The 23999-nt window shown below is 59.1% G+C and carries 21 protein-coding genes and 1 pseudogene; 16 read left to right on the forward strand and 6 right to left on the reverse strand.

The genetic code is table 11. From position 1 onward, the window contains the following. Window positions 1-117: 117 nt before the first annotated feature. The 3 genes from HU770_RS03900 to HU770_RS03910 form a co-directional block, all read right to left on the reverse strand. The gene (locus tag HU770_RS03900) at window positions 118-2553 is read right to left on the reverse strand and encodes a TonB-dependent siderophore receptor (protein WP_186663088.1); all 2436 of its coding nucleotides are present in this window, start codon (window positions 2551-2553) and stop codon (window positions 118-120) included. A 90-nt stretch (window positions 2554-2643) separates the two neighbouring features. Beyond that, entirely contained in the window at window positions 2644-3609 is a 966-nt protein-coding gene (locus tag HU770_RS03905; RefSeq protein WP_186663089.1) for a FecR domain-containing protein, read from the reverse strand. After that, on the reverse strand, window positions 3606-4136 hold the full coding sequence (locus HU770_RS03910) for a sigma-70 family RNA polymerase sigma factor (RefSeq protein WP_186663090.1): 531 nt from the start codon (window positions 4134-4136) through the stop codon (window positions 3606-3608). Before HU770_RS03910 ends, HU770_RS03905 begins: the two co-directional genes overlap by 4 nt. 495 nt (window positions 4137-4631) lie before the next feature. Between HU770_RS03910 and trbK the strand changes: the two genes are divergently transcribed. Beyond that, entirely contained in the window at window positions 4632-4877 is a 246-nt protein-coding gene (gene trbK, locus HU770_RS03915) for an entry exclusion lipoprotein TrbK (protein ID WP_186663091.1), read from the forward strand. Between the two features lie 546 nt (window positions 4878-5423). Here the strand turns inward: trbK and HU770_RS03920 are convergent. After that, window positions 5424-5876: pseudogene (locus HU770_RS03920) on the reverse strand (zinc-binding dehydrogenase); the annotation flags it as partial. A 423-nt stretch (window positions 5877-6299) separates the two neighbouring features. Here HU770_RS03920 and HU770_RS03925 point away from each other — a divergent pair. Together HU770_RS03925 and HU770_RS03930 are read left to right on the forward strand one after the other, a co-directional pair. Further along, window positions 6300-6584: a hypothetical protein gene (locus HU770_RS03925; protein WP_186663092.1), complete on the forward strand. Its 285-nt coding sequence runs from the start codon at window positions 6300-6302 to the stop codon at window positions 6582-6584. 417 nt (window positions 6585-7001) lie between these two features. Next, on the forward strand, window positions 7002-7511 hold the full coding sequence (locus HU770_RS03930; RefSeq protein ID WP_186660867.1) for a ProQ/FinO family protein: 510 nt from the start codon (window positions 7002-7004) through the stop codon (window positions 7509-7511). 151 nt (window positions 7512-7662) lie between these two features. On the opposite strand, the gene nhaA is transcribed toward HU770_RS03930, so the two are convergent. Then, window positions 7663-9018, reverse strand: coding sequence for a Na+/H+ antiporter NhaA (gene nhaA, locus HU770_RS03935; protein WP_186663093.1), 1356 nt, complete (start codon window positions 9016-9018; stop codon window positions 7663-7665). Window positions 9019-9265: 247 nt separating this feature from the next. Here nhaA and HU770_RS03940 point away from each other — a divergent pair, with 247 nt between their 5' ends. The 12 genes from HU770_RS03940 (at window position 9266) to HU770_RS04000 (ending at window position 22233) form a co-directional block, all read left to right on the forward strand. Next, on the forward strand, window positions 9266-10261 hold the full coding sequence (locus tag HU770_RS03940; RefSeq protein WP_186663094.1) for a TRAP transporter substrate-binding protein: 996 nt from the start codon (window positions 9266-9268) through the stop codon (window positions 10259-10261). 61 nt (window positions 10262-10322) lie between these two features. Next, a complete protein-coding gene (locus HU770_RS03945; RefSeq protein WP_186660861.1) occupies window positions 10323-10955 on the forward strand; it encodes a TRAP transporter small permease in 633 nt (210 codons plus the stop codon). Then, entirely contained in the window at window positions 10952-12235 is a 1284-nt protein-coding gene (dctM, locus tag HU770_RS03950; RefSeq protein ID WP_186663095.1) for a C4-dicarboxylate TRAP transporter large permease protein DctM, read from the forward strand. Before HU770_RS03945 ends, dctM begins: the two co-directional genes overlap by 4 nt. Before the next feature lie 87 nt (window positions 12236-12322). Next, window positions 12323-13273: a TAXI family TRAP transporter solute-binding subunit gene (locus tag HU770_RS03955; RefSeq protein ID WP_186660856.1), complete on the forward strand. Its 951-nt coding sequence runs from the start codon at window positions 12323-12325 to the stop codon at window positions 13271-13273. 75 nt (window positions 13274-13348) lie between these two features. Beyond that, window positions 13349-15376, forward strand: coding sequence for a TRAP transporter permease (locus HU770_RS03960; protein WP_186660854.1), 2028 nt, complete (start codon window positions 13349-13351; stop codon window positions 15374-15376). After that, a complete protein-coding gene (locus tag HU770_RS03965; protein ID WP_186660852.1) occupies window positions 15373-15801 on the forward strand; it encodes a DUF1850 domain-containing protein in 429 nt (142 codons plus the stop codon). The genes HU770_RS03960 and HU770_RS03965 overlap by 4 nt, the downstream gene beginning before the upstream one ends. A gap of 171 nt (window positions 15802-15972) precedes the next feature. After that, window positions 15973-17199 (forward strand): MFS transporter, encoded by a 1227-nt coding sequence (locus HU770_RS03970; protein ID WP_033700140.1) that lies wholly within the window; start codon window positions 15973-15975, stop codon window positions 17197-17199. Window positions 17200-17660: 461 nt separating this feature from the next. After that, complete coding sequence (locus tag HU770_RS03975; RefSeq protein ID WP_156311152.1) at window positions 17661-17903, forward strand: hypothetical protein; 243 nt, start codon at window positions 17661-17663, stop codon at window positions 17901-17903. An 819-nt stretch (window positions 17904-18722) separates the two neighbouring features. Then, on the forward strand, window positions 18723-19709 hold the full coding sequence (locus HU770_RS03985; protein WP_186663097.1) for a DUF1852 domain-containing protein: 987 nt from the start codon (window positions 18723-18725) through the stop codon (window positions 19707-19709). Between the two features lie 26 nt (window positions 19710-19735). Continuing rightward, the gene (locus HU770_RS03990) at window positions 19736-20767 is read left to right on the forward strand and encodes a methionine synthase (RefSeq protein ID WP_186663098.1); all 1032 of its coding nucleotides are present in this window, start codon (window positions 19736-19738) and stop codon (window positions 20765-20767) included. Between the two features lie 25 nt (window positions 20768-20792). Continuing rightward, window positions 20793-21302, forward strand: a complete 510-nt coding sequence (locus tag HU770_RS03995) for a flavin reductase family protein (protein ID WP_186663099.1) — start codon at window positions 20793-20795, stop codon at window positions 21300-21302. Window positions 21303-21318: 16 nt separating this feature from the next. Next, window positions 21319-22233 (forward strand): LysR family transcriptional regulator, encoded by a 915-nt coding sequence (locus HU770_RS04000; protein ID WP_186663100.1) that lies wholly within the window; start codon window positions 21319-21321, stop codon window positions 22231-22233. A gap of 406 nt (window positions 22234-22639) precedes the next feature. Here HU770_RS04000 and HU770_RS04005 read toward each other — a convergent pair whose 3' ends face one another. Further along, window positions 22640-22873 carry a hypothetical protein gene (locus HU770_RS04005; protein ID WP_095065529.1) on the reverse strand — a complete coding sequence of 78 codons (234 nt, stop codon included), beginning with the start codon at window positions 22871-22873 and terminating at the stop codon, window positions 22640-22642. A 215-nt stretch (window positions 22874-23088) separates the two neighbouring features. On the opposite strand from HU770_RS04005, the gene HU770_RS04010 reads away from it, so the two are divergent. Further along, window positions 23089-23994, forward strand: a complete 906-nt coding sequence (locus HU770_RS04010; protein WP_047583784.1) for an alpha/beta hydrolase — start codon at window positions 23089-23091, stop codon at window positions 23992-23994. Window positions 23995-23999: the final 5 nt, after the last annotated feature.

The following is a 23999-nucleotide window of genomic DNA, read 5'->3' on the forward strand; positions in this document are numbered from 1 at the left end:
GTGCGACGCTGCCCGGTGCTCAAAGGCACGTGGCCGTCTACTCAACGACCAGGCCGTTGATACACGCCATCCAGCCACCGCCGGCCTCGTATATGTGGTTTCGCGGGCCTACCTAAGTCAGAACTTCGCCCGCAACGCCACATTGAAATTGCGCGGCTCACCGTAGAAATTCCAGTAATTAGTATTTCCCAGGGTCTGGTAGTACTTCTTGTCGAACACGTTATCAAGGTTGTACTGCAGCTCCAGGTTGCGGCTGATCTCGTAGATGGCGTGCAGGTTGGTCAGGTGGTAGGCATCCTGCCGGATCTTGTAATCCTTGCCGACCTCGGTCTGAGTCATCTTGCTCTGGGCGTAGAAGCTGCCACCTACACGCAGCTGGTTGAGCGTACCTGGCAGGCGGTAGTCGGTTGCAACCTTGAACAAATGGCGTGGCGAGGCGCCGTTGAAGTCTTCGCCTTTCTGCTCGCCCCCCATGTACTTGGACTGGGTATAGGTGTACCCCGCCGATACGTTCCAGTTCGGCAGCACCTCACCGGTCAGCTCCAGCTCGATACCTTTGTTGCGCACTTTGTCGGACGCCCGGTAGCAAGCCCAGGTCTGCGCACAGGTCACGCGCTCGGCACGGCCGGTCTGGTCCGCCTGGAACAGCGCGATAGCGGTTTGCAGGCGCTTGTCGAGGAACTCTCCCTTCAAGCCGATCTCGTAGTTGCTGCCGGTCATCGGCAAAAGCGTTGTGCCATCCGCATCCTGCGCGCTCTGCGGCTTGAAGATTTCGGTATAGCTGGCGTAGGCCGACCAGTTTTCGTTCAGGTCCTGCACCAGGCCCGCATAAGGGGTGACTTCGCCACTTTTGGAGAAGTGCTTATGGTCTGAGGGTTCACGCACGCCATTGGTGTCATCAAGCGAATCGTGGCTGTACCAGCTCAAGCGGCTGCCGAGAATAAACGTCGTGCTGTCGGTGAGACTGAACCGGCTGGCCACATACACGCCCTTTTGCTCCTGGGTGCGGTTGTATTGCCATTGGTTGACATTGAGGGCGGTCGGTGTAGGTGGGTCAAACGCTGCCAGGTTGTTCATGTCGACGATGTAGCGGTAGCTAGCATCGCGCCCGCCGTGGTAGTCGAAGTCGTCCTTGTTCCAGTTGCCACCCACAATCAGCTCATGCTGGCGGCCCAGCAGCTGGAACGGGCCCGTGAAATAGCCATCGATGCTGGTCTGGGTGTCATCGAAGTGAAAGTGGCGCGGATTGAGGGTGAACAGGTCGGTGCCACCGCCTGGGTAGGTGTAGTTACCCAGGAAATCCGACTTTGCCCACATCTGGTTGACTGCCACCACACCCTTCCAACCGTTGGCAAAGGTGTGCTGGATATCGGCGAACAGGGTGGTATTGCGCTTGTCCAGGTGGTTCCAGTCACCGGTCAGCGAGGTAGAACGCGACATCGGATAGAACGCGCCGCTCTCCTTGCTGGGCAGGCCCGACCAGTCATAACCGGAGTTGCGTTCCTTCTGGTAGGTAAAACCGAAAGTGGCCAGGGTCGACTCATCCAGGTCGGCCTCAATGATGCCGTAGAACAGCTGGTTTTCTTTCTGGGCCGTGTCCAGGTAGCTGTTGGCATTGTTGTAGGAAAGGACCGAGCGGCCGCGCAGGGTGCCGGCTTCATTCAGCGGCGCCGACAGGTCGAGCATGGTCTTGTAGTTGTCCCAGGAGCCAACCGAGGTTTCGATCAATGCCTGAGGCTCGGCCGTAGGCCGCTTTCGGACCAAGTTGATCGAGGCGGACGGGTTACCCGCACCTTCCATCAGGCCGGTGGCGCCCCGCACCACTTCAACGCGGTCGTAGATGTCGGTGTTGGGCTTGGAAATGGTGTCCATCGAGTACGGGTTGCCGATGTTGGTAGGCACGCCATCGATCTGCAGGTTTTCGACCGTCTGCCCGCGAGCCTGGTACAGCGAGCGCTCGCTCCCGTTCTTGATGATGGTGACGCCGGTGGCGTTACGCATGACGTCGTCGAGGTTTTGCATGTTCTGGTCATCCATGCGCTGGCGGGTGACCACGGTGACCGACTGCGGCGTTTCGCGCAGGCTCATCGGCAGTTTGGTGGCGGTGGACGAACGCCCCGTCGCGTAGGCCCCGGTGCCCTCGGTCAAGTCGCCCAATCCCTGACTGGAGATAGTGGTGCTGCCCAGGGTCACGGCACCGGCAGCGTTTTCAATTTGACGCACCAGCTGAAATTCCCGCTCGCCGGTGCCCACCGCCTCCACGCCGCTGCCCGCCAGCATCTGCGCCAGCGCCTCCTCGACACGGGTGGCGTGCACCACCTGGCCCTGCTTATTGGCGGTGAGCGTGGCATCACCGCCAATCAACAACCCTGCCTGTTTGGCCAGCAGGTTCAGTTGCTGTGCCAACGGCCCGGCCGGAATGTCGAACATCGCGCGCTGCATTGCTGCGCCGTTGCTTTCGGCCTGGGTGGTGGCAGCGTGACTGCCAAGGGCAAGGAGGATGGCCAAAGTCAGCGGATGAGGGCGCGAAAAAGCAGGATGGCGAAGCAGCATGAAAGGGTCCTTCCGGAAGTAGGATGAAGTAGCGTCATCCCACCAAGCGCATGAGCGTCGCAAAACCAGAAAAAGAATTATGAAATTTCTTCAGCGCGCCTCGATGGAGACCCACCAAGGCAAGGTGCGCACCACCCGAATGGGTAACGCACGCTCGAGCATGGCCAAGGTGCGGTCGGTGTCCAGCAGCGGGAAGGTACCCACCGCACGCAAGTTGTTCAGCACAGGGTCGATGCCCAGGTGGCCGTGACGGTGTTCGCGCAGAACGTCGACTACCTGGCCCAACGGCATGTCCTCCGCCACCAGCACGCCACGGCTCCAGTCCTGGCGCAGAGCCTGCGCAGCTGTTGATGCGCCTGCCTGTTGCGCATCGAACACGAGCATTTGCCCGGCGCCCAGCGTAGTGCGCACACCACTGCCGGCGCAGGTTGCCTGCACCGAGCCTGCAAACACACTCAAGGTCGTTGCCAGCCCCTGATCCCGTACGCTGAACCGCGTGCCGAGTGGCCGCATCCGCCCTGCCCGCGTCTCGACGTACAGTGGTCGTGAGTCCTCGCCGGTCTCGATCAGGATTTCGCCGCGGTACAGACGCAGTTGCCGCACGCCTTCATCGAACTGCACATCCAGTGCCGTCCCGCCGTTCAGCCACAACTGACTGCCATCGGCCAGTGTAAGCGGCCGCACGTCCCCCAGGCTGGTGCGATAGGTGGCGAACCAGGCGCGTGGCGAGTCCACCCAACCGCGCTGCCAGCCGCCCCACCCCAACATGCCACCCGCGCCCGCTACGCAAAGGCTGCCGAGCACGGCACGACGCGAATGCCGGTGACTGCGAGCGTTGTCGAACACCTGCCGGGCCAGTTCTGCCTGGCCATCGAGGTTGCCGAAGCGCTGGTTGATGTTTTCTACATAAGACCACGCCAGGCGATGCCGCGCATCCTCGGTCAGCCAGGCTTGCCATTGCGCCAGTGTTGCTGCGTCATGCCCTGCTGCGTGTAGCCGCGCGAACCACCCTGCCGCCGCTTGCAGCACGCCATGGTCGAGTTGCCCCCGGCTCATGCCAGCGAATCATCCAGTTCGGCTTCCAGCAACAGGCACTGGTACATCGCCTGAGCCAGGTAGCTGTTCACACTGCGCTCGCTCACGCCCAACTGCTCAGCGATCTCGCGTTGCTTCATGCCCTGCAGTTGCGCCATGGAGAACGCGTCGGCCACCCGCTTGGGCATGCGCTCGAACATCGCCTGCAGTTGTTCCAGTGTTTCGAGGATGACCGCCTGCTGCTCCAGCGAGGGTGCAAGTTGCTCGGGCTGGGCGGCCAACACGTCCAGATAAGCCTGCTCCACCCGCCGCCGCCGCCAGAAGTCGACACACGCATTGCGCGACATGCGCCCCAGATACGCGCGGGCATGCTCGTGGTCATTGAAAGCCCGGGGTTTGGTCAGCAACCGCACGAACACATCCTGCGCCAACTCCGCAGCATCGTGGGCATTGCCGAGCTTGCGCTGCAGCCACTGGCGGATCCAGCCGTGGTGGGCGCGGTAGAGGTTCTCCAGGTCGGAGCCAGCAGTGCCAGGAGAAGCGGTCATGGGAACGGCGCCTAGGGTTGCTAATGCGAATAATTAGCAATTCTAGCGTTGATGCGGATTTCGGGCAATTGGCCAGGTCGGCATCATCTTCTTAGTCATCGTGGCGGCTGTGCAGGCGCGCGGCCGCTTGGTTTATACAACGCGATATCGGGCCATGCACCAAGGGGTTCGCGCGCAAAACCTGCGGGACAATTGGCCTGAAACAAACGTAGGAGCGAGCGATAGCTCGCGATGCGCCGCGCGGGCGGCGCTCGATCTGGTAAGCGCCAGAAATGTCATGACGAACACCTCCAAGCCCACTCCGAACTCAACAGTATGACCGTCCGTTCAGGGGCGAAAGCGACCAGTCGGGAACGGCTGCTTCCGACCCAAAACGGCCGTTGGTATACGGCGAGAGAAATGGTCAAAGCTGGAGTTTCACGCCCCCACGCTTTAGGCTACCGCCGGGCTCGAAGTCCGTTACCACGCTAAACGCAATGACCGAAGGATCAGAATATGGATATCAAACTGGCTCGGCTGGGTGCAATCATGGGATTGGCCATGATTTTGGCAGCTTGCTCAGAGGAAAAAGTGCCCGGGCCGACAGCAGACAACTGTGCTCCGGAGATGTACGAAAAGAATCTGGCGAGCTTGTCGAAAGAATCGAACCGTAACGAGTTCATCGCAAACTGCAAGAGTTTCCTCGCCGCGAAGAAGATGACCGAATGGGAATTCAAGAAAAGCCCAGAAGACGATTTCTGAGAGACTAGCCTGACAAGCCACCTCGCCCAATAAGGAGCCTACGGGCTCCTTATCCTTCGGAACGCGCTCAGCGGGCCTTTTGCCCATAACCGCCGTTCTCGGATGACTCCAGATCATCGCACTTATCAATTAGATCTTCCGTCTTCTTGCCATCAGGCAGCTTCTACCAGTACTAGGGGTGCAATACTCTTCTGACACTGAATAATCAGGCTCACCGGCCGCCATGGCAAAACCTGAAGCAAGCGCAGCGGTGAGATAAATTACAGATTTGGTTGTCATAAGTTCATTCCGTTGAAATGGCCGGCTGTAATAGCAAAACGTCCTTCGGTTCACAAATGCGTCTGTCCGTTACCTTGGTGGTCTGCTATGGAGCGTGCCTGCCATTCAACGCAGCCCCCCCCCAGAGCAGGCAGCGTTCCAAAGCGCTAGCCAGTACCGGCCTCATCGCCAGCAAGCCGGCTCCCGCGAAAGTATCAGCAGTCTTCAGTCATGCGCTGGACCTATGAGAGCCGCGCTTGCCGGCGACCGACCGCTATCGACCCAACGCCCAACCGGATCGAAAACAATACGCGCACCTTTGCCCTCGGTGAGCGCTGCCACCTCGGCAATCAGATCCTCGTCCTGGGTGGCGATGACATGTTTTGCACCTGCATGCAGCAACGCCTGACGCTTGGCACTTGTGCGGGTAAGGGCCACCGGGATGGCTCCCTGCATGTTGGCGATCTGGATCGCTGCCAGGCCGACACTGCTCGACGCAGCCGGGATAAGCACGGTTTCGCCAACCTGTAGATTGCCGTACTCAATCAGGGCGCCGTATGCAGTAACAAACATCATCCAGCTGGCCGCTGCCTCCACGAAACTGAGGTTGGACGGATGCTTGACGACAGCATGCGCAGGCGCATTGACCACCTCGCCGCTTTTCGGCGTGGGTACCGCGACTTCATCGAGGATCAGAACATCAGCGTCACCGGTACAGTGAAAGTGAACAACCTTGGGCATGGCACACCTCATTAACGACAAGAGATAACGGTTCCTTCTGGAAGGCCGTGTTGATCCTACCCACCCTCTTGCCTGCGATAGAGAGCTGATCGGCTCATAAATTGGTACTCAAGAAGAACCAATCCCTAGCTGATCGGCAAACAGAAAGGCACGGATCCGCGAAGCGCAGCCATAGGTCGAAAGCGCCCGCTCATGGATAACGGCTATCGACCCAGAGCAGACCCTGGGTGCTGGGGCACTTCACAGCCCACCGCCGGCAAGCCCAGCCCCCACATGCACAGTGCAGGCGTGTAAGCTGCTTCCATGTCATGGACGGCAGGTCCTGCCACCTGCGTCATCGCTGATTCACAACGGAATCTATATGGAAGCCAAACTCCGCACCGGCGTACACGGTGGCTATTGCACGCTTGACTGGAACAGTGGATGCGACGTATCGCTCAATTACCCACGCCAGGCTTTGATGAGTGGTATGTCTTTGAGCGCTTGCCAGACTGGACGAAGCTCTCGAAATTCAGAAGCGCAATCGCATTTCAACCTTTTGCCGATGGGGTCAAGGCCGACGAGTTCTGGTCGCAAATTGAAGATCTGCAACCTGAGCACGCCCTCTTGGGCGCATGCCCAAGCCTGCTGCTGATAACTCGGGACGAAGCTGTTTACGAGCGCACTCTGGCGCTCTATTCCGCATCGGTGTTTCCCGTTGGTGGATGATGCCTCTCGCATCGCCTGCGACGCTGATCTGGCTGCAGAAAAAGGAAGTAGCGACCATTCGCAATGCGTCAGGCGCAGGCCTGACAACGCACAGCGACGGGCGGGACACGGCCGTCGCTATCCACCCCAAGGCGTCTACGGCCGAAGGTCGGGCGCAGGCTGGCGGAAACCTCGTGTCAGCCAGGTAAGGAAGACCACAGGGTTGAGCGTGCCGAAAAACTGCTTTGGGCGGTTTGTCGGCCCGGCCCATGAAGTCAAGCAGGCGGCTGGTGCACGGCCCCTGAAAGGCAGAATCTGCCGAGCCGGTCATGGCGCATTCACGGAAACAACAGCGATTCATCCTGTTTGGGCTGCTCCCAAGCGCTTTATGGAATATCCTTGCACCACGCAATCAACTTCGAAGCAGTGAATTGAACGATGGGTTTTGAACAACTAGCTGAGCTACGTGACCGCCTCAGGTCGGAAAAACAACAGGCCAAGGCCGATAGCGCGAAACACCCCAAGCGCAAGCCTTCCCCGCAGGCGAAGCCTCGTGCCCAGGATCCGGCAGTGGAAGCGATCTGGCCATTGCAGAAGCATTTTCCGTTGGCCTTCCCTGTCAACCCGGCCCCCAAGGTGCCGCTCAAGGAGGGTATCTTCAAGGATGCCGAGCAACACCTGGAGCTGCTGGGTCTGACCCGCGAGCAGCTTAAGCTGGGCATCTCTACCTGGTGTCGGGGGGCTCGGTACTGGGCAAGCATGGTGGAGAATGCGCCGCGCCTGGACCTGAACGGGCAAGTAGCTGGCACTGTGACCGCCGCACAGGCATTGCACGCGAAGCAACAAGCTTCGCGGCAACGCAGCCAGGGCCGACGCGATCGTGTGAAGCCAAAGGCGAGTGCCCCGGCCCCTGCCGCCGATGCCACAGCGGAGCCGTCTACGGACTGAATCCAGTCGCACGCTGCACTGTGCTTTTCAGCAAATCAGCCCAGGTGATGAAGCACGGCTGGCGAACATGCAGGAGGAGATGACAGCGATCTGTCATCTCCTCCTGCACTGCAGTTCCGGCGTCACAGCAGATCTGTAGCCGGGTACAACGTTAGTGCGTCTTTGCGCAAGCTGAATGATTTCGGCGTACGCTCAGGATTCCCCAGGCGATACCCAGAACGGCAGAAATTACCGATCCGCAAAGCACGCCTACCTTTGCTGCGCCGAGCAGACTGGCATCGGCGAACGCCAATGTGGCGATGAAGATCGACATGGTGAAGCCGATGCCCGCCAGCAAGCCGATAAGGGTGACGCCGGTCCAAGTGACACCCGCTGGCAATGTGCACCACCCCAGACGGACCATCAGCCAGCTCACGCTCAACACTCCAAGTGGTTTACCCGCCACCAATGCAATACCGATACCCAGCATCACCCAATGTGGCGCATCGCTGGACAAGTCAATGCCCTGCAGATTGACCCCCGCATTGGCCAGCGCAAACAGCGGCATGATCGCGTATGCCACCCAAGGGTGTAGCGCACTTTGTATCCGAACTACCGGCGGCAAAAGCTCGCGCTGAGCCAAGCGCAGTCGTTTGAGGGGATCAATCAACTCGTTGACGCCCTGCTCCGGTGCCTTTGCGCTGCCAATCAGCTCGCCAGTGAATCGTCCGATCGCATCCAGTGGGCGCTCGCGCATTGGCATAGCGACGACGGGGGTCATCATCCCGAGAATCACCCCGGCCAGCGTGGGGTGGGCACCGGTCATCAATATCCCGCCCCAGGTCACGGCGCCTGGAAGAATATAGGCATAGGCAGACCCGACCCCTATTTTTTGCAGGCCAATGACCATTGCCAGCCCCACTCCAGCCACTGCGAATCCTGAATAATCCAATCCGCCCGAGTAGAAGAAGGCAATGATCAGGACAGCAATGATGTCGTCGATGATGGCAAGGGCCAGCAAGAACACGCGGATATTCGATGGGATCGACTTGCCCAGTAGTGCCAACACGCCCACCGCGAACGCAATGTCGGTGGCGGTGGGCACTGCCCAGCCGTTTTGTTGCGGTGCTTGATGGTTGAACCCCAGATAGAGCAGCGCAGGGACTGCAACGCCACCCAATGCTGCAGCCATCGGCAAGGTCGCCTGGCGCAGGCTGGACAACGCCCCTTCATGGATCTCGCGGCGGATTTCCATACCTACAACCAGGAAGAAAATGGTCATCAAGCCATCGTTGATCCAAAAATGCAGGGACTGCGAGACAACGTGCGAGCCAATGCCGAATGACACCGCGGTATGCCACAAGTCTTCATAGCTGGCAGCGGCCGGGGAGTTGGCCCAGACCAACGCGGCTATGGCGCTAATCAACAGCACGACGCCACTGACCGCTTCGATATGGAGGAAGCGCTCCAGGTTGGCAAACGCTCGCTGGGCCAGTTGTTGAGCACGGGGCAATTCTACTGTTTGCATAGGCAAGGTCACTCGCGCGCGGCGGCCCGACCGGCGTTACTTTTAACCTGCCTCACCGCCCTATGCGGCTAGCACCCAGGCGAAGTCTACAGAATCATCCTAGGCGTTGCGAACCCCGGATACGCCTCAGGCGCTGGTCATTACCCTGCAACTTACGGTTTTCTGCCTAGACTGACTGTTGTTCTGATACGCCAAAGCGCGCACGGCGTAGAACCCTGGGAAAAATAAAAACGAGAGGATGCTCCTGATGTTCAAATCTCTATCCATCGTCTTCACCTGCGCGTTGGCGCTAGGCACCCTGAGCCTTGCCCATGCGGCAGATCCGGTCATCATCAAGTTCTCGCATGTGGTCGCGGACCAGACGCCCAAGGGGCAAGGCGCCCTGATGTTCAAGAAACTGGTAGAGGAACGCTTGCCCGGCAAGGTCAAGGTCGAGGTCTATCCGAACTCCTCGTTGTTTGGCGACGGCAAGGAGATGGAAGCGCTATTGCTAGGCGATGTGCAGATGATTGCGCCTTCCCTGGCCAAGTTCGAACAGTACACCAAGTCCCTGCAACTCTTCGACCTGCCCTTCCTGTTCAATGACATCGCTGCGGTCGACCGCTTTCAGTTGAGCCCACAGGGCCAGGGGCTGCTGAAGTCGATGGAAAGCAAGAACATTACCGGCCTGGCCTACTGGCACAACGGGATGAAGCAATTGTCAGCCAACAAGCCACTGCATGTGCCCGCCGATGCCCGTGGCCTGAAGTTCCGGGTGCAGGCCTCTGCCGTACTCGAAGAGCAGTTCAAGGCTGTCCGCGCCAACCCGCGCAAGATGAGTTTTGCCGAGGTTTATCAAGGGTTGCAGACCGGTGTGGTGAATGGTGCGGAGAACCCCTACTCGAATATCTACAGCCAGAAAATGCATGAAGTGCAGAAGTACATCACTGAATCCAACCACGGTGTACTGGACTACATGCTAATCACCAACACCCCGTTCTGGAACGGATTACCGGCGGACGTTCGCAGCGAGCTGGACAAGATCGTAGTTGAAGTCACCGCCCATGTGAACAAGGAAGCTGAGCAACTCAATGAGAGTGACAAGCAACGCATCCTCGCGGCGAAGACCACTGAAATCATCGTGCTGACCCCGGCGCAACGCGAACAATGGCGAGACGCGATGAAACCGGTCTGGAAAAAGTTTGAAGGCGATATCGGACCTGAACTGATCCAGGCAGCCGAAGCCGCCAACAAGGCTCAATGATCGCAAGGCAGATGCTGCCGGGGCGGCGTCTGCCAGTCGCCCTCGACGTGAGATACCATCGATGAAAGCGCTTCGGCGAATCTGGGAACACTTCGAGGAAGGCTTTATCGTCTTCCTTCTGGCCGCCATGACATTGGTCACGTTCATTTACGTGATCCTCAACAATTTCTACAGCCTTTTCTATTGGCTTGCCGATCGCTGGCCGAGCGCAAGCACCCCGTTGTTTGCCATTGGCGACGAAATCATGGGCATGGCTCAAGCGATGACCTGGAGTACCGCGCTGACCAAGGCGCTGTTTGGCTGGCTGATTTTTTTCGGGCTGGCCTATGGTGTGCGCACGGGCGGGCATATCGGGGTGGATGCACTGGTCAAGCTCACCCGCCGGCCGGTGCAGAAATTCATCGGCGTCGTGGCCTGCTTGTGCTGTCTGGCCTATGCAGGATTGCTCAGTGTCGCCAGCTTCGAATGGATTCAGACACTGATGATCGCAAGTATCGGCGCTGAGGATCTGGGCCACTTTGGCATCATGCAATGGCATATCGGGCTGATCGTACCCTTGGGGTTTGCCCTGGTTTTCATCCGTTTTGCCGAGATTCTTGTGCGCATCTTGCGCAACCACCAGACCGGCCTGGGCCTGGCCGACGAAGCCGCTGACGCGCTGAAGCTCGCCGAGCACGAGGATGACAAGCCATGACCATTGCGTTCTTGTTCGTAGCCCTGTTCGTCCTGATGTTCATCGGCGTGCCCATCGCGATCTCCCTCGGCCTGGCCGGCTCCATGACAATCATTTTCTTCAGCCCCGACTCGGTGCGTTCGCTGGCGATCAAGCTGTTCGAAACCTCGGAACATTACACGCTGCTGGCCATTCCGTTCTTCCTGCTGGCCGGTGCCTTCATGACCACCGGTGGTGTTGCCCGCCGCTTGATCGACTTCGCCAATGCTTGTGTCGGGCACATTCGCGGCGGCCTGGCCATCGCCGCAGTACTGGCCTGCATGTTATTCGCTGCCCTTTCCGGATCCAGCCCGGCGACCGTGGCTGCCGTGGGGTCAATCGCCATTGCCGGTATGGTCCGCTCCGGTTATCCGCAGGCCTTTGGTGCAGGCATTATCTGCAACGCCGGTACGTTGGGCATCCTCATTCCGCCTTCGATCGTGATGGTGGTCTACGCCGCGGCCACGGAGACCTCCGTCGGCAAGCTGTTCATGGCCGGTGTGGTGCCTGGCCTGCTTTTGGGAACAGCGCTGATGGTGGCGATCTATATCGTCGCCGTTAAGAAAAACCTGCCCGCCCTGCCGCGCGCGACACTGCGCGAGTGGTTGGGTACGGCGCGCCAGGCGATCTGGGGCTTGTTGCTGATGGTCATCATCCTGGGCGGCATCTATTCCGGGATGTTCACCCCAACCGAGGCGGCGGCTGTAGCGGCGGTTTACTCGGCCTTCATTGCCTTGTTCGTCTACAAGGATTTGACGTTTCGTGAAACGCCCAAAGTCCTGCTGGAATCCGCCAAGCTGAGCATCATGCTGATGTTCATCATCGCCAACGCCATGCTTTTCGCCCATGTACTGACCACCGAACAGCTTCCACAACAGATAACAGCCTGGGTGATCGACGCGGGCCTGACGCCCGTGACCTTTCTGCTGGTGGTCAACATCGTGCTGCTGATTGCCGGTGCCTTCATGGAGCCGTCGGCGATTATCCTGATCTTGGCGCCGATACTCTTCCCCATTGCCATGAAACTGGGCATCGACCCGATTCACCTCGGCATCATCATGGTCGTCAACCTTGAAATCGGCTTGATCACACCGCCGGTGGGCCTGAACCTGTTCGTCACCTCGGCAGTGACCGGGATGTCATTACCCGCGACCATCAAAGCGGCGATGCCCTGGTTGATGATTCTGCTGCTGTTCCTGATGCTGGTGACCTATGTACCTTGGATTTCGCTGGTCCTGCCGGCCTGGCTGGGTATGAGCTGATGCTGACTGCCTGTCCCCTTCGGCGCTGCGATCAACTACAGTGCAATCACTCTGGATAAAAGACATAACAAGACGGAGAAGTTCCCCATGCGAGTAAAGACACGCTTCGCCCTGCTGGTCGCCGCTACCTTGGCAGTCAGCACCGCAGCTCAAGCCGCGCCAGTGTTCATCAACATTCTCACCGGTGGGACCAGCGGGGTTTACTACCCGATCGGTGTCGGCTTGTCGCAGATCTACAGCGATGGCATTGCCGGCTCCAAGACCTCGGTCCAAGCCACCAAGGCCTCGGTGGAGAACCTGAACCTGCTGCAGGCTGGTCGAGGCGAGCTAGCGCTGGCGCTGGGCGATTCGGTTGCCGATGCCAAAAACGGCGTGGAGGACGCAGGCTTCAAGACACCGCTGACCAAGTTGCGTGCCCTTGGCGGGGCCTACCCCAACTACATTCAAATTGTTGCCAGCAAGGAATCAGGGATCAAGACGCTGGCCGATCTCAAAGGCAAGACGATCTCGGTCGGGGCACCCAAGTCCGGTACTGAGCTGAACGCCCGTGCGATCTTCAAGGCTGCGGGGCTTACTTATCAGGACATGGGTAAAGTGCAATACCTGCCGTTTGCTGAATCCGTCGAACTGATCAAGAACCGGCAATTGGATGCGACCCTGCAATCGTCCGGGTTGGGCATGGCCGCGATTCGCGACCTGGCCTCTGTCATGCCCCTCAACTACGTCGCCATCCCGCCTGAGGTGGTCACGAAGATTGGCAACCCGGCCTATCAGAGCGAAATGATTCCGGCCAACACGTATGACGGGCAAACCGAGGCGGTGCCGACGGTTGCCATCACCAACATACTGGTGACCCGCGCAGACATGTCCGATGAAGTCGTCTACGAGATGACCAAGCTCTTGTTCGAAAACTTGCCACGGCTGGGTAACTCACATTCGGCAGCCAAGGACATCAAACTGGAAAGCGCAGCCAAGAATCTGCCAATTGCACTGCACCCAGGCGCCGAACGCTACTACAAGGAAAAGGGCGCGCTGTAGCTGCACGAGGCGCAGTGGGTTGTATTGCCACTGCGCCATCGATTCTTTCCAGTGTGGCCATGAGGCAGGCAATCAATGAGTGACGAGCATCAGGGTATTTCCGCGAACCCGCGGGACTGGCCAAGAACCTTGTTTTATGTAGCGTTGCTGTTTTCGATTTTCCAGATCGTCACCGCAGCCTTCTCCCCCATCTCAAGCCAGGTGCTGCGTGCAGTACACGTCGGTTTCCTGCTCTGGGTGGTATTCCTCAGCTATCCAGCCCATGGCCAGGCCCGCCCCTGGCAACCGCTGGCCTGGCTGCTCAGCCTGGCTGGCATCGTCACCGCGCTGTATCAATGGGTGTTCGAGGCAGACTTGATCCAGCGCTCCGGCGACCTGACGCCAGCTGACATGGTGATCGGCGTGCTGCTGATCGCGCTGATCTTCGAAGCCGCTCGACGGGTGATGGGCATTGCACTGCCAATCATCTGTGGATTGTTCCTGGCCTACGGCTTGTTCGGTGAATACTTGCCCGGCGAACTGGCCCACCGAGGCTATGGTTTCGACCAGGTCATCAATCAACTGTCCTTCGGCACTGAAGGGCTCTATGGGACACCCACCTACGTTTCGGCTACCTATATCTTCTTGTTCATCCTGTTCGGCGCCTTCCTGGAGCAAGCAGGCATGATCAAGCTGTTTACCGACTTCGCCATGGGCTTGTTCGGTCACAAGCTGGGAGGACCGGCCAAGGTCGCCGTCGCTTCATCCGCGTTGATGGGGACCATTACTGGCTCAGGCATTGCCAACGTGGTGACCACGGGGCAATTCACCATCCCGCTGATGAAGCGCTTTGGTTATCGGGCCGCATTTGCCGGCGGCGTGGAAGCTACCTCCAGCATGGGCAGCCAGATAATGCCGCCAGTAATGGGCGCGGTTGCCTTCATCATGGCCGAAACCATCAATGTGCCGTTCGTGGAAATTGCCAAAGCGGCGTTGATACCCGCCATGCTGTATTTCGGCTCGGTGTTCTGGATGGTCCATCTGGAGGCCAAACGTTCCAACCTCAAAGGCTTGCCTAAAGACCAATGCCCCAGCGCTTTCGGCGCGGTAAAGGAAAGCTGGTACCTGCTGATTCCTCTAGTAGTGCTGGTTTACCTGCTGTTTTCCGGGCGTACCCCGCTGTTCTCCGGCATGGTCGGGTTAGCCTTGACCGCCATTGTCATTCTCGGCTCGGCGATCATTCTCAGGGTGCAGAGCTTCGGCTTGCGCTGTGCATTCTGGATTGCGCTGGGTATTCTCTGCACAGGCTTTTTTCAACTCGGTATCGGTGTGATTTTTGCGGTCGTTGCCGTGCTGATGGTGTTTTGCTGGTTTATCAAGGGCGGCCGGGAAACCCTGACCATTTGCCTGCACGCGTTGGTCGAAGGTGCACGGCATGCGGTTCCGGTAGGGATCGCCTGCGCGCTGGTGGGGGTGATCATCGGCATCGTCTCGCTCACAGGCGTTGCTTCAACCTTTGCCGGTTACATATTGGCGATCGGCCGGGAGAACCTGCTGCTGTCACTGATATTGACGATGATCACCTGCTTGGTGCTAGGCATGGGTATCCCAACCATCCCCAACTACATCATCACCAGCTCGATCGCAGCCCCTGCGCTGCTGGAACTGGGCGTGCCGCTAATTGTGTCGCACATGTTCGTGTTCTATTTCGGGATCCTCGCCGATCTGACCCCACCGGTCGCCCTCGCCTGTTTCGCCGCAGCCCCCATCGCCAAAGAAAGCGGATTCAAGATCAGCCTGTGGGCGGTACGCATTGCCCTGGCAGGTTTCGTCATCCCCTTCATGGCGGTCTATAACCCGGCGCTGATGCTGCAGGGCGATAATCTGTGGATGACGGCCTACATGTTGATCAAGACCCTTCTGGCAGTCGGCCTCTGGGGAGTAGCGTCCACCGGTTACCTGCAACAGAAAATGGCCATCTGGGAGCGCTTGTTGAGTTTGGGTGCGGGGGCCTTGTTGATCGTGGCGCTGCCACTGACCGACGAGATCGGTTTCGCGCTTGGGATTCTGGTATTGCTGCAGCATGTCTGGAGGTCCAGGCACGCAAGGACGGCGAACGCATGATCGGCTTGTGCCTGGGGCTGGATGGCGGGGTCTGGGCGCAACTGCCGGTGTCCCATTTCACCCTGGCATGGAATCACAGCATCGAGAAGATACGCTGGGAGGAAGACTATCGCCTCACCCGCGAAGGCCTGGTGTTGGAAGGCGCCAGGATTCGAGGTAATGGTGCAGGCATGGAGATACCCGATGATGCTCGATTGGAGCTGGGCAGTTGGCATTTCAAGCGCACGTTGCCGCCCCTGCAACCTTTGAAACTAGGACGCACCCCCGAAGCTGGCGACTATCAGCTATGCCTTGAGCAGGTGTGTCACGCCATGAGCCATTGGGTTGGAACGCCCTCTACCAACCAGCCCTTCATACAGCTGTGGAGTTGCGAGACAGATAGACATCCGGTACAGAACACCAATTCCTATCGAGCCACCTACTGAAAGCCGCCGCGCTGTAGCAGACGCTCTGCATTGGGCGTCTTATCGATCGTACTGATGATTACTATCGAGCGGCGCGCCTGTGTGGTGGCGCCCACCCACTCGTATAATCGCCTTCAATTTTCGCCCTCTCCTCGCCTGCTGCAGGCGACATCCCCCTTGGAACCCAGCATCATGCCAAGCGACAGCCAGGCCCCTAGCGGCCTTCCCGAACATAACCAACAAAGCGTCAAACAGCAGTGGCTGGCGATTCTTTCGGTCGCCGTGGGTGCCTTCGCCCTGGTCACCAGTGAGTTTCTCCCGGTGGGCGTGCTCAACGACGTTGCCAGCGACCTCGGCATCAGCGCAGGCCAGGCCGGCCTGATGGTGACCCTGCCCGGCATCATGGCCGCCCTCGCCGCCCCTTTGCTGTCGGTGGGCATTGGCGCCATGGACCGCCGTTACCTGCTGATCGGCCTGACGCTGATCATGATCATCGCCAACGCGGTGGTGGCCTACGCCAGTGACTTCAGCCTGCTGCTGTTCGGCCGCGTGCTGCTGGGCGTCAGCATCGGCGGCTTCTGGGCCACGGCCATTGCCCTCAGCGGCCGCCTGGCACCCAAAGGCGTGGGCGTTGCCCAGGCCACCTCGATCATCATGGTCGGGGTAACCCTGGCCACCGTGCTGGGCGTGCCCGTGGGCACCTGGCTGAGTGGCCTGATGGGCTGGCGCATGACCTTCCTGGTTACCGCGCTGGTGGGTGTACCGGTGCTGCTGGCGCAGGTCCTGCTGCTGCCGCGGCTCAACCCGGACAAGGCCATCCGCATCAGTGACCTGCCGGCCCTGTTCATAAACCCACAAGCGCGGGTTGGGTTGATTGCGGTATTGCTGATTGGCCTGGCGCACTTTGCCGCGTACACCTATGTGGCACCCTTCTTCAAACAGAACGCTGGCTTCGATGGGCCGACGATTGGCTCGCTGCTGTTGCTGTATGGCGTGGCCGGGGTAATCGGCAACATCTTCGCCGGCTTCGCCGCCAACCGCAGCGTGCGCCACACCCTGATGCTGGTGGCCGTGATGATTGGCGTCAGCACCGCCCTGTTCCCCCACTTCGCCACTGGCATGACAGGCGCTGCAATGTTGATCGCACTGTGGGGCTTCGCCTTCGGCGCCTTCCCGGCGTGCGCCAGTATCTGGATGTTTGTGGTCGCGCCCAAGGATGTCGAGCGCGGCATGCCCCTGTTCGTGGCGATGTTCCAGGTGATTATTGCGCTGGGTTCGTTCTTCGGCGGGCAGATCGTCGACCAGTTGGGCAGCTCGGTGCTGTTGAGCCTGGCCACGGCGCTGGTAGGTTGCGGCTTTGTCACAGTGCTGGTGCTGGGGCGTAGCGTCACTAACCGATTGGCCGTTCAGCCCTGCTGACAGGCCGTAGTAAAAAACCGGCATCAATCCACGAGCGGGTACTCACCCGCTCCGGTTCAACTGGGGCAACCTGCCGCTGGTCGACAGCACGGGCGATGGAGCGCCGCGCAACGTGACGGCGTTGGTGACCTGGAAGTATTGATCGGGGGTTTGCTTTTCAGTGATGAATAATCAGATTTAACCCCTTCCTTGTAGGCCTTTTCCCAAACATACTCCTGCCGCCTTTTTTCCGTTGCGGCCGCTCAGGCACCGCTCTAGTCTCGGCCTGTCGCTGCAAACAGCGATCGGCTTTGACAGGCCGCGACGGTACATGGCACAGCTCGTCCTTATGGCGGCTGTACGTGCGGGCACGCTTGCGTGCGCCGGAACTTGCTATGTCCGCCGGTCTGTCAACCCACGTACAGCTGCCACCCTTCTGTTTGACAGCAGGCAGGTGACCGCATCTCTAAAAGGACGTAGTCATGCTCAAGATCGTTCCCGATCCACCCCACAACCACCACTCTCTCGAAGACACCCTCATCCAGGCTGCGGACTACGCGCTGTGCGCACAGACCGTGGCCCATCAGGCGATTCTGCTTCAGCCCAAGTCCCCTGTGTCGATCCTTATGATGACGACCATGCATGAGCTGGAGGCGCTGCGTGTGCTGCTTGAGTCGGCGTTGATTCAGGTGCAGATGCCAGCAGAGCCGCGTACTCGGCATTAAGGGCCTATGCGATGTGTTGCCTGATCTGGCCTCTTCGCGGGGCAAGCCCGCTCCCACAGTACACATCAGGCTCGAGTCTGTGGTGATCCTGTGGGAGCGGGCTTGCCCCGCGAAGAGGCCAGACCAGGCTGCAAAACTTCAGCGCATTGGCCAAGGCGCTGATGGACGACGCGGAACTGGGCATGATGCATTGAGGCCCGTGTAGACTAGTGTGGTGTTTCAGAATACCAATGAAAATTACGTGCCCAAAGCGTGTCCTGCACGGATGACTGGGGCCAGAATGGCCTCGGCTTTTAAGGGGGATGCCTGGAGATTGTATATGGGGCCACCAGGTGCCTGGCTTGGCATTTTCAGCGCCTATGAAGAGCGCCGCCCCACCTCCAAACCCAAGACAGGCGCCTAGCCGCCATCACCCTATCTCCCGACAAGCACATAGCAGCCGCACATTGGATGATCTCAAGCCCAAAGCGCCCAATGACTCAGAACGGGTTCCAGAAATGCTTCAACAGTCTCAGGCCCTCTGGGAGCAATACGCCGAGGCGGAATGCAATGGGTTATACGAACAGAATATCGCTGGGACTATTCGGGGTTCCGTTTCGCAATATTGAAGATACCGCATGGCCCTCCAGCGCCTGACTGAATTGGACGAATGGTGAGTGATCAGATTTTTACCGTACAAGGGTGTCACGATCATCGCCACCGCCATCATGAAGATGGCTAAAGCCCCTGTGAAATCAATTCAGTACCCCTCGATCAGGCCCCAACCTAGAATACGTCTCAACTAGAGAGCCTATAAATATTCGAGTGGGACAGCCGACCATGACGAACACAGATTTCAACTTTTCCATCAAGACCATTCGTTTCGACGAACATTATCACCCCGCCGAAAACACACGCCTCACGACCAACTTCGCCAACCTGGCGAGGGGCGCGAGCCGCCAGCAAAACTTGCGCAACACCCTGGGGATGATCGACAACCGCTTCAACGCCCTGGCGCATTGGGACAACCCAAAAGGCGACCGTTACAGCGTCGAGCTTGAGATAATTTCCGTCGCGATGACGATCGATGCTGAACGCAGCGATCACGCCCTGCCCTTGATTGAAATATTGAAAACCCACATCATCGACCGAAAAACCGGCGAGCGCATCGCCGGCATGGTGGGGAACAATTTTTCGTCCTACGTGCGCGATTACGACTTCAGCGTACTGCTACTGGGGCACAACAAAAACCAGCCAGCGTTCAGCACACCTGAGCATTTTGGCGAGCTGCATGGCAAGCTGTTCAAGCGCTTCGTGAACTCCGCCACCTACAAACAGCACTTTGCCAAGCCCCCGGTCATCTGCCTGAGCGTGTCGAGCAGCAAGACTTACCATCGCACTGAAAACCAGCACCCGGTGCTGGGCTTTGAATACCAGCAAGATGAATACTCCTTGACCGATGAATACTTCGGGAAGATGGGATTGAAAGTGCGTTACTTCATGCCTGCAAACAGCGCTGCGCCGTTGGCTTTCTATTTTTCCGGCGATCTGCTCAGTGACTACAGCAACCTTGAGCTGATCAGCACCATCAGCACCATGGATACCTTCCAGAAAATCTACCGCCCCGAAATCTACAATGCCAATTCGGTGGCAGGAAAGTCCTACCAGCCCAGCTTGAAGCACGAAGATTATTCGCTGACACGCATTGTTTATGATCGGGAAGAACGTAGCCGGCTGGCTATTGAACAGGGACGATTTGTCGAAGAGCACTTCATCAAACCTTACCACGCCATGCTTGAGCAGTGGTCCGCCCACTACGCTTCCTGACTTACGCAAATACAAGGTCTTCTTTCATGAAAAAGCTGTTACCCACGTCGACTGCCGGCAGTTTGCCCAAACCCTCTTGGCTCGCACAACCCGAAACACTTTGGTCCCCCTGGAAGTTGCAGGACGAGGCGTTGACCGAAGGCAAACAGGATGCACTGCGCCTGTCATTGCAAGAGCAGCAACATGCCGGCATTGATATCGTCAGTGATGGCGAGCAAACGCGCCAACACTTTGTGACGACCTTCATCGAGCACCTCAGCGGCGTTGATTTCGAGAAACGTGAAACCGTGCGCATCCGCGATCGCTACGACGCAAGCGTACCGACGGTGGTGGGTGCTGTCGCTCGGCAAAAGCCCGTGTTTGTAGAAGATGCCAAGTTTTTGCGTCAGCAAACCCGGCAGCCCATCAAATGGGCGCTGCCAGGCCCCATGACCATGATTGATACGCTGTACGACAACCATTACAAAAGCCGCGAAAAACTGGCGTGGGAATTCGCCAAGATTCTCAACCAGGAAGCCCGGGAGCTAGAGGCTGCCGGTGTGGACATCATCCAGTTCGATGAACCCGCCTTCAATGTCTTCTTCGACGAAGTCAATGACTGGGGTGTGGCCACGCTGGAAAGGGCCATTGAAGGCCTCACGTGTGAAACGGCCGTGCATATTTGTTATGGCTATGGCATCAAAGCCAACACCGACTGGAAAAAGACCCTGGGCAGCGAGTGGCGCCAATATGAAGAAGCGTTCCCCAAACTGCAAAAATCCAGCATCGATATCATCTCGCTGGAATGCCACAACTCGCACGTCCCGCTGGACCTGATGGCGCTCATTCGCGGTAAGAAAGTGATGGTAGGCGCCATTGACGTGGCGAACCACACCATTGAAACCCCCGAGGAAGTCGCCGCTACCCTGCGCAAAGCACTGCAATTTGTAGATGCCGACAAACTCTACCCGTGCACCAATTGTGGCATGGCCCCCTTACCCCGCCAGGTCGCCAGGGGCAAGCTGAATGCGCTGAGTGCAGGCGCAGACATCGTGCGCAGAGAACTCCTGGCCCATTAAAGGCCCCCTCACGTCAGGACCTACCATGTCACTTCCCAGTACTGCCATCGCGCCATCGAGCTTTCGCGAAGCGCTCGGGCACTACGCGTCCGGTATCACGGTGATCACCTCGCTCATCGATGGCGCGCCGATTGGCTTCACCTGCCAGTCGTTCTATAGCGTGTCGATGAGCCCGCCGCTGGTGTCATTCAGCGTGATGGCCAGTTCGGCCAGCTACCCCGGCATTCGCCAGGCGGGCCGCTTCGCGGTCAATATCCTTTCGGGTGAACAGGTGGGGATTTCCAACCAGTTCGCCCGCAAAGGTGCGGACAAATGGCATGGGGTCAAGTGGCAGGCGTCGCCGCTGGGTAATCCGGTCATCGCCGGCAGCCTGCACTGGCTGGATTGCGAGATTCACGCCGAACACGCAGCCGGTGACCACGTGATCGTGATTGGCGAAGTGAAAGCGCTGAACGTGCAGGACGCCGCAGCGACGCAACCCTTGCTGTATTTCAAAGGACAATATTGCAACCTCGCCGCGCATTGCGCGGTTTGAGCGTTGCCCTCTTCTCATGATCGACTTGAGACACCTACGCACCCTTCATGCCCTGCGCGAAACGGACAGCCTGCCCGAGGCCGCCGAGTTCCTGCACCTGACGCAATCGGCACTGTCGCACCAGTTCCGGGAGCTGGAAAGTCGCCTCGGCATGCCCGTGTTCGTGCGCAAGTCCAAGCCGGTGCGCTTCACCACGGCCGGCCTCAAGCTGCTGCAACTGGCCGACCAGGTGCTGCCACTGATTCGCACCACGGAGCGCAAGCTGAGCAAACTGGCTGGCGGTACGGCCGACCGGCTGCACATCGCCATCGAGTGCCACAGTTGCTACCAATGGTTGATGCCCTCGGTGGACGATTTCCGCGAGGCATGGCCAGAGGTTGAACTGGACCTGGCCTCAGGGTTGTCGTTCGCGCCACTGCCGGCCCTGGAACGGGGGGACCTCGACCTGGTGGTGACCTCCGACCCGGTGACCGTGCCAGGTATCACCTACGTGCCGCTGTTCGGCTACGAGGCAATGCTGGCCATCGACAAGCACCACCCCCTGCGCGAAAAGCCCTACCTGGAACCCGCCGACATCGCCAGCCAAACCCTGATCACGTACCCGATCGAGCGCAACCGCCTGGACATCTTCACCCGCTTCTTCGACCCCGCCGACCTCGAGCCCGCCCAGGTACGCACCGCCGAGATGACCGTGATGATGATGCAGCTGGTGGCCAGCGGCCGCGGGGTTTGCTGCCTGCCGAACTGGGCGGTGCATGAATACACCTCGCGCGGCTATGTCATTGCCAAGCGCCTGGGCGAGAAAGGGCTGCAAGCCACGCTATTCGCGGCGGTTCGCAGCGATATGCTGGAAATGCCTTACATGAGGGACTTCCTGCTTACAGCAAAAGACATTTCCTTTGCGACTTTGGAGGGTGTCAATGCGGTGTAAGGCCCGTTGCCTGATAGCTATGGCTCGTAAGCTGTTGCTCAACACAGGCTAGTGTGGTGTTTCAGAAATACCAATTAAGATTACTTACCTAGGGCCCGTTCCGCACGGGCGACTGAGGCCAAAATGACCTCGGCTTTTTTATGGTCTTCACGGAATGTTGGGGAAGTGGGGCTGCCATGTGCTTGTCGGGGTATAGGGTGAGGGCAGCTAGGTGCCCTCACCCTATACCCCGACACGGCTCACCATCGGCAGTCCATTTTGTGGGAGCGGGCTTGCCCCGCGAAGAGGCCGAGCCAGAAAATGGGGTTGACTGGCACGGGCTACGCCCGTGTTCGCGGGGCTAGCCCGCTCCCACAGACGGCAGGAAGAACGACTACGGCCAGGCGTAGGCAGCATGTGAGCCGCCCTAGCCGTCCCCCTCCTGCACAGTAACCCTCACCCCCGTGCTTGCAATTTCGTACTCGGATTCAGAAATCCTACGCACCGCCCCACCAAACTGCATCTCGAAATGCTTCAGCCCTTCATGCCGAATCATGCCGTTTGGCGAGCGTTCAATCGTCTCGTCCTGATAAATGTTGATCACGTAGACCACGTTGTCCGTACCCACCCCGACGATCTTCCCAACATATTTATCTGCCATGTCCGCACTCCCTGAGTAAACCCCACAGTTGCTGCAACTGAGATGCTGACTGTTCAAGGATGTGCGCAATGGCGGTAAGGGTCTGTACGCTACCGAACAGACCCCTCACGTCATTCTGCCAGCCGACGCCGAAGACGCAGGGCTGGATGTTATCCTCGACACTTCAACCCGTTTGGCGGTATTGGACGGCGAACGAAGGACAAAAGGAAAATGTCATGCGCACACGCACCCTCCTCGCGGCAATCGGTACCGCTTTCACCTTGATCTCAGCCCCGGCATCAGCCACCCAGCCCGCATCGCAGGCGTCGGCAACGTTGAGCAAAGACCGCATCTCGGTAACCGTTGAGGGCGCCGGCCCGGATGTCATCCTGATCCCAGGCTTGGCGTCTTCCCGCGAAGTGTGGCAAGACCTGGCCGCCAGGCTAAAGCATAGCTACCGCCTGCACCTGGTGCAGGTTGCAGGCTTTGCTGGAGCACCGGCCGTCTCCAACCCGCAAGGCAACGTGGCCGCCCCAACGGCCGAGGCCATCGCTGACTACATCCGCACCCAGCACCTCAAGGCCCCGGTGATCATTGGCCACTCGCTGGGTGGCGAGGTGGCGCTGATGCTCGGTGCGCGTCATCCCGACCAGGTCGCACGCCTGATGATCGTCGATGCCCTGCCCTTCTACACCCTGCTGATGGACCCCGCCGCCACTCGCGAAACTGCCGCACCGCATGCGGCGGCGTTCCGTGATGCGCTGCTGGCGTCACCGCCGGCGCAAACCGAGGCCATGCAGCGCGCCTCCATAGCCCGCCTGGCAAAAAGCGAAGCGGCCAGGCCTGCACTGCTCGCGGCGGCATTAGGCTCGGACCGGCAGACCACGGCCGATGCCACCTATGAACTGATGACCACCGACCTGCGCCCTGAGCTCGGTCGCATCCAGGTGCCGGTAGAAGTCGTCTATGCCTACGACCCTCTCTACGGCATACCCGCTGCCAACGTCGAGGCCACCTTCCGCAACGCCTACGCCACCACCCCGCACATCCGCTTCAAGCGCATCGACGACAGCTTCCACTTCGTCATGCTCGACCAGCCACAGGCGTTCGCCAACGCGGTCACCGATTTTCTGAAACCGTAGCGTTT

Origin of the sequence: Pseudomonas sp. SWRI68, assembly GCF_014269165.1 — a bacterium.
GTDB classification, from domain to species: domain Bacteria; phylum Pseudomonadota; class Gammaproteobacteria; order Pseudomonadales; family Pseudomonadaceae; genus Aquipseudomonas; species Aquipseudomonas capeferrum.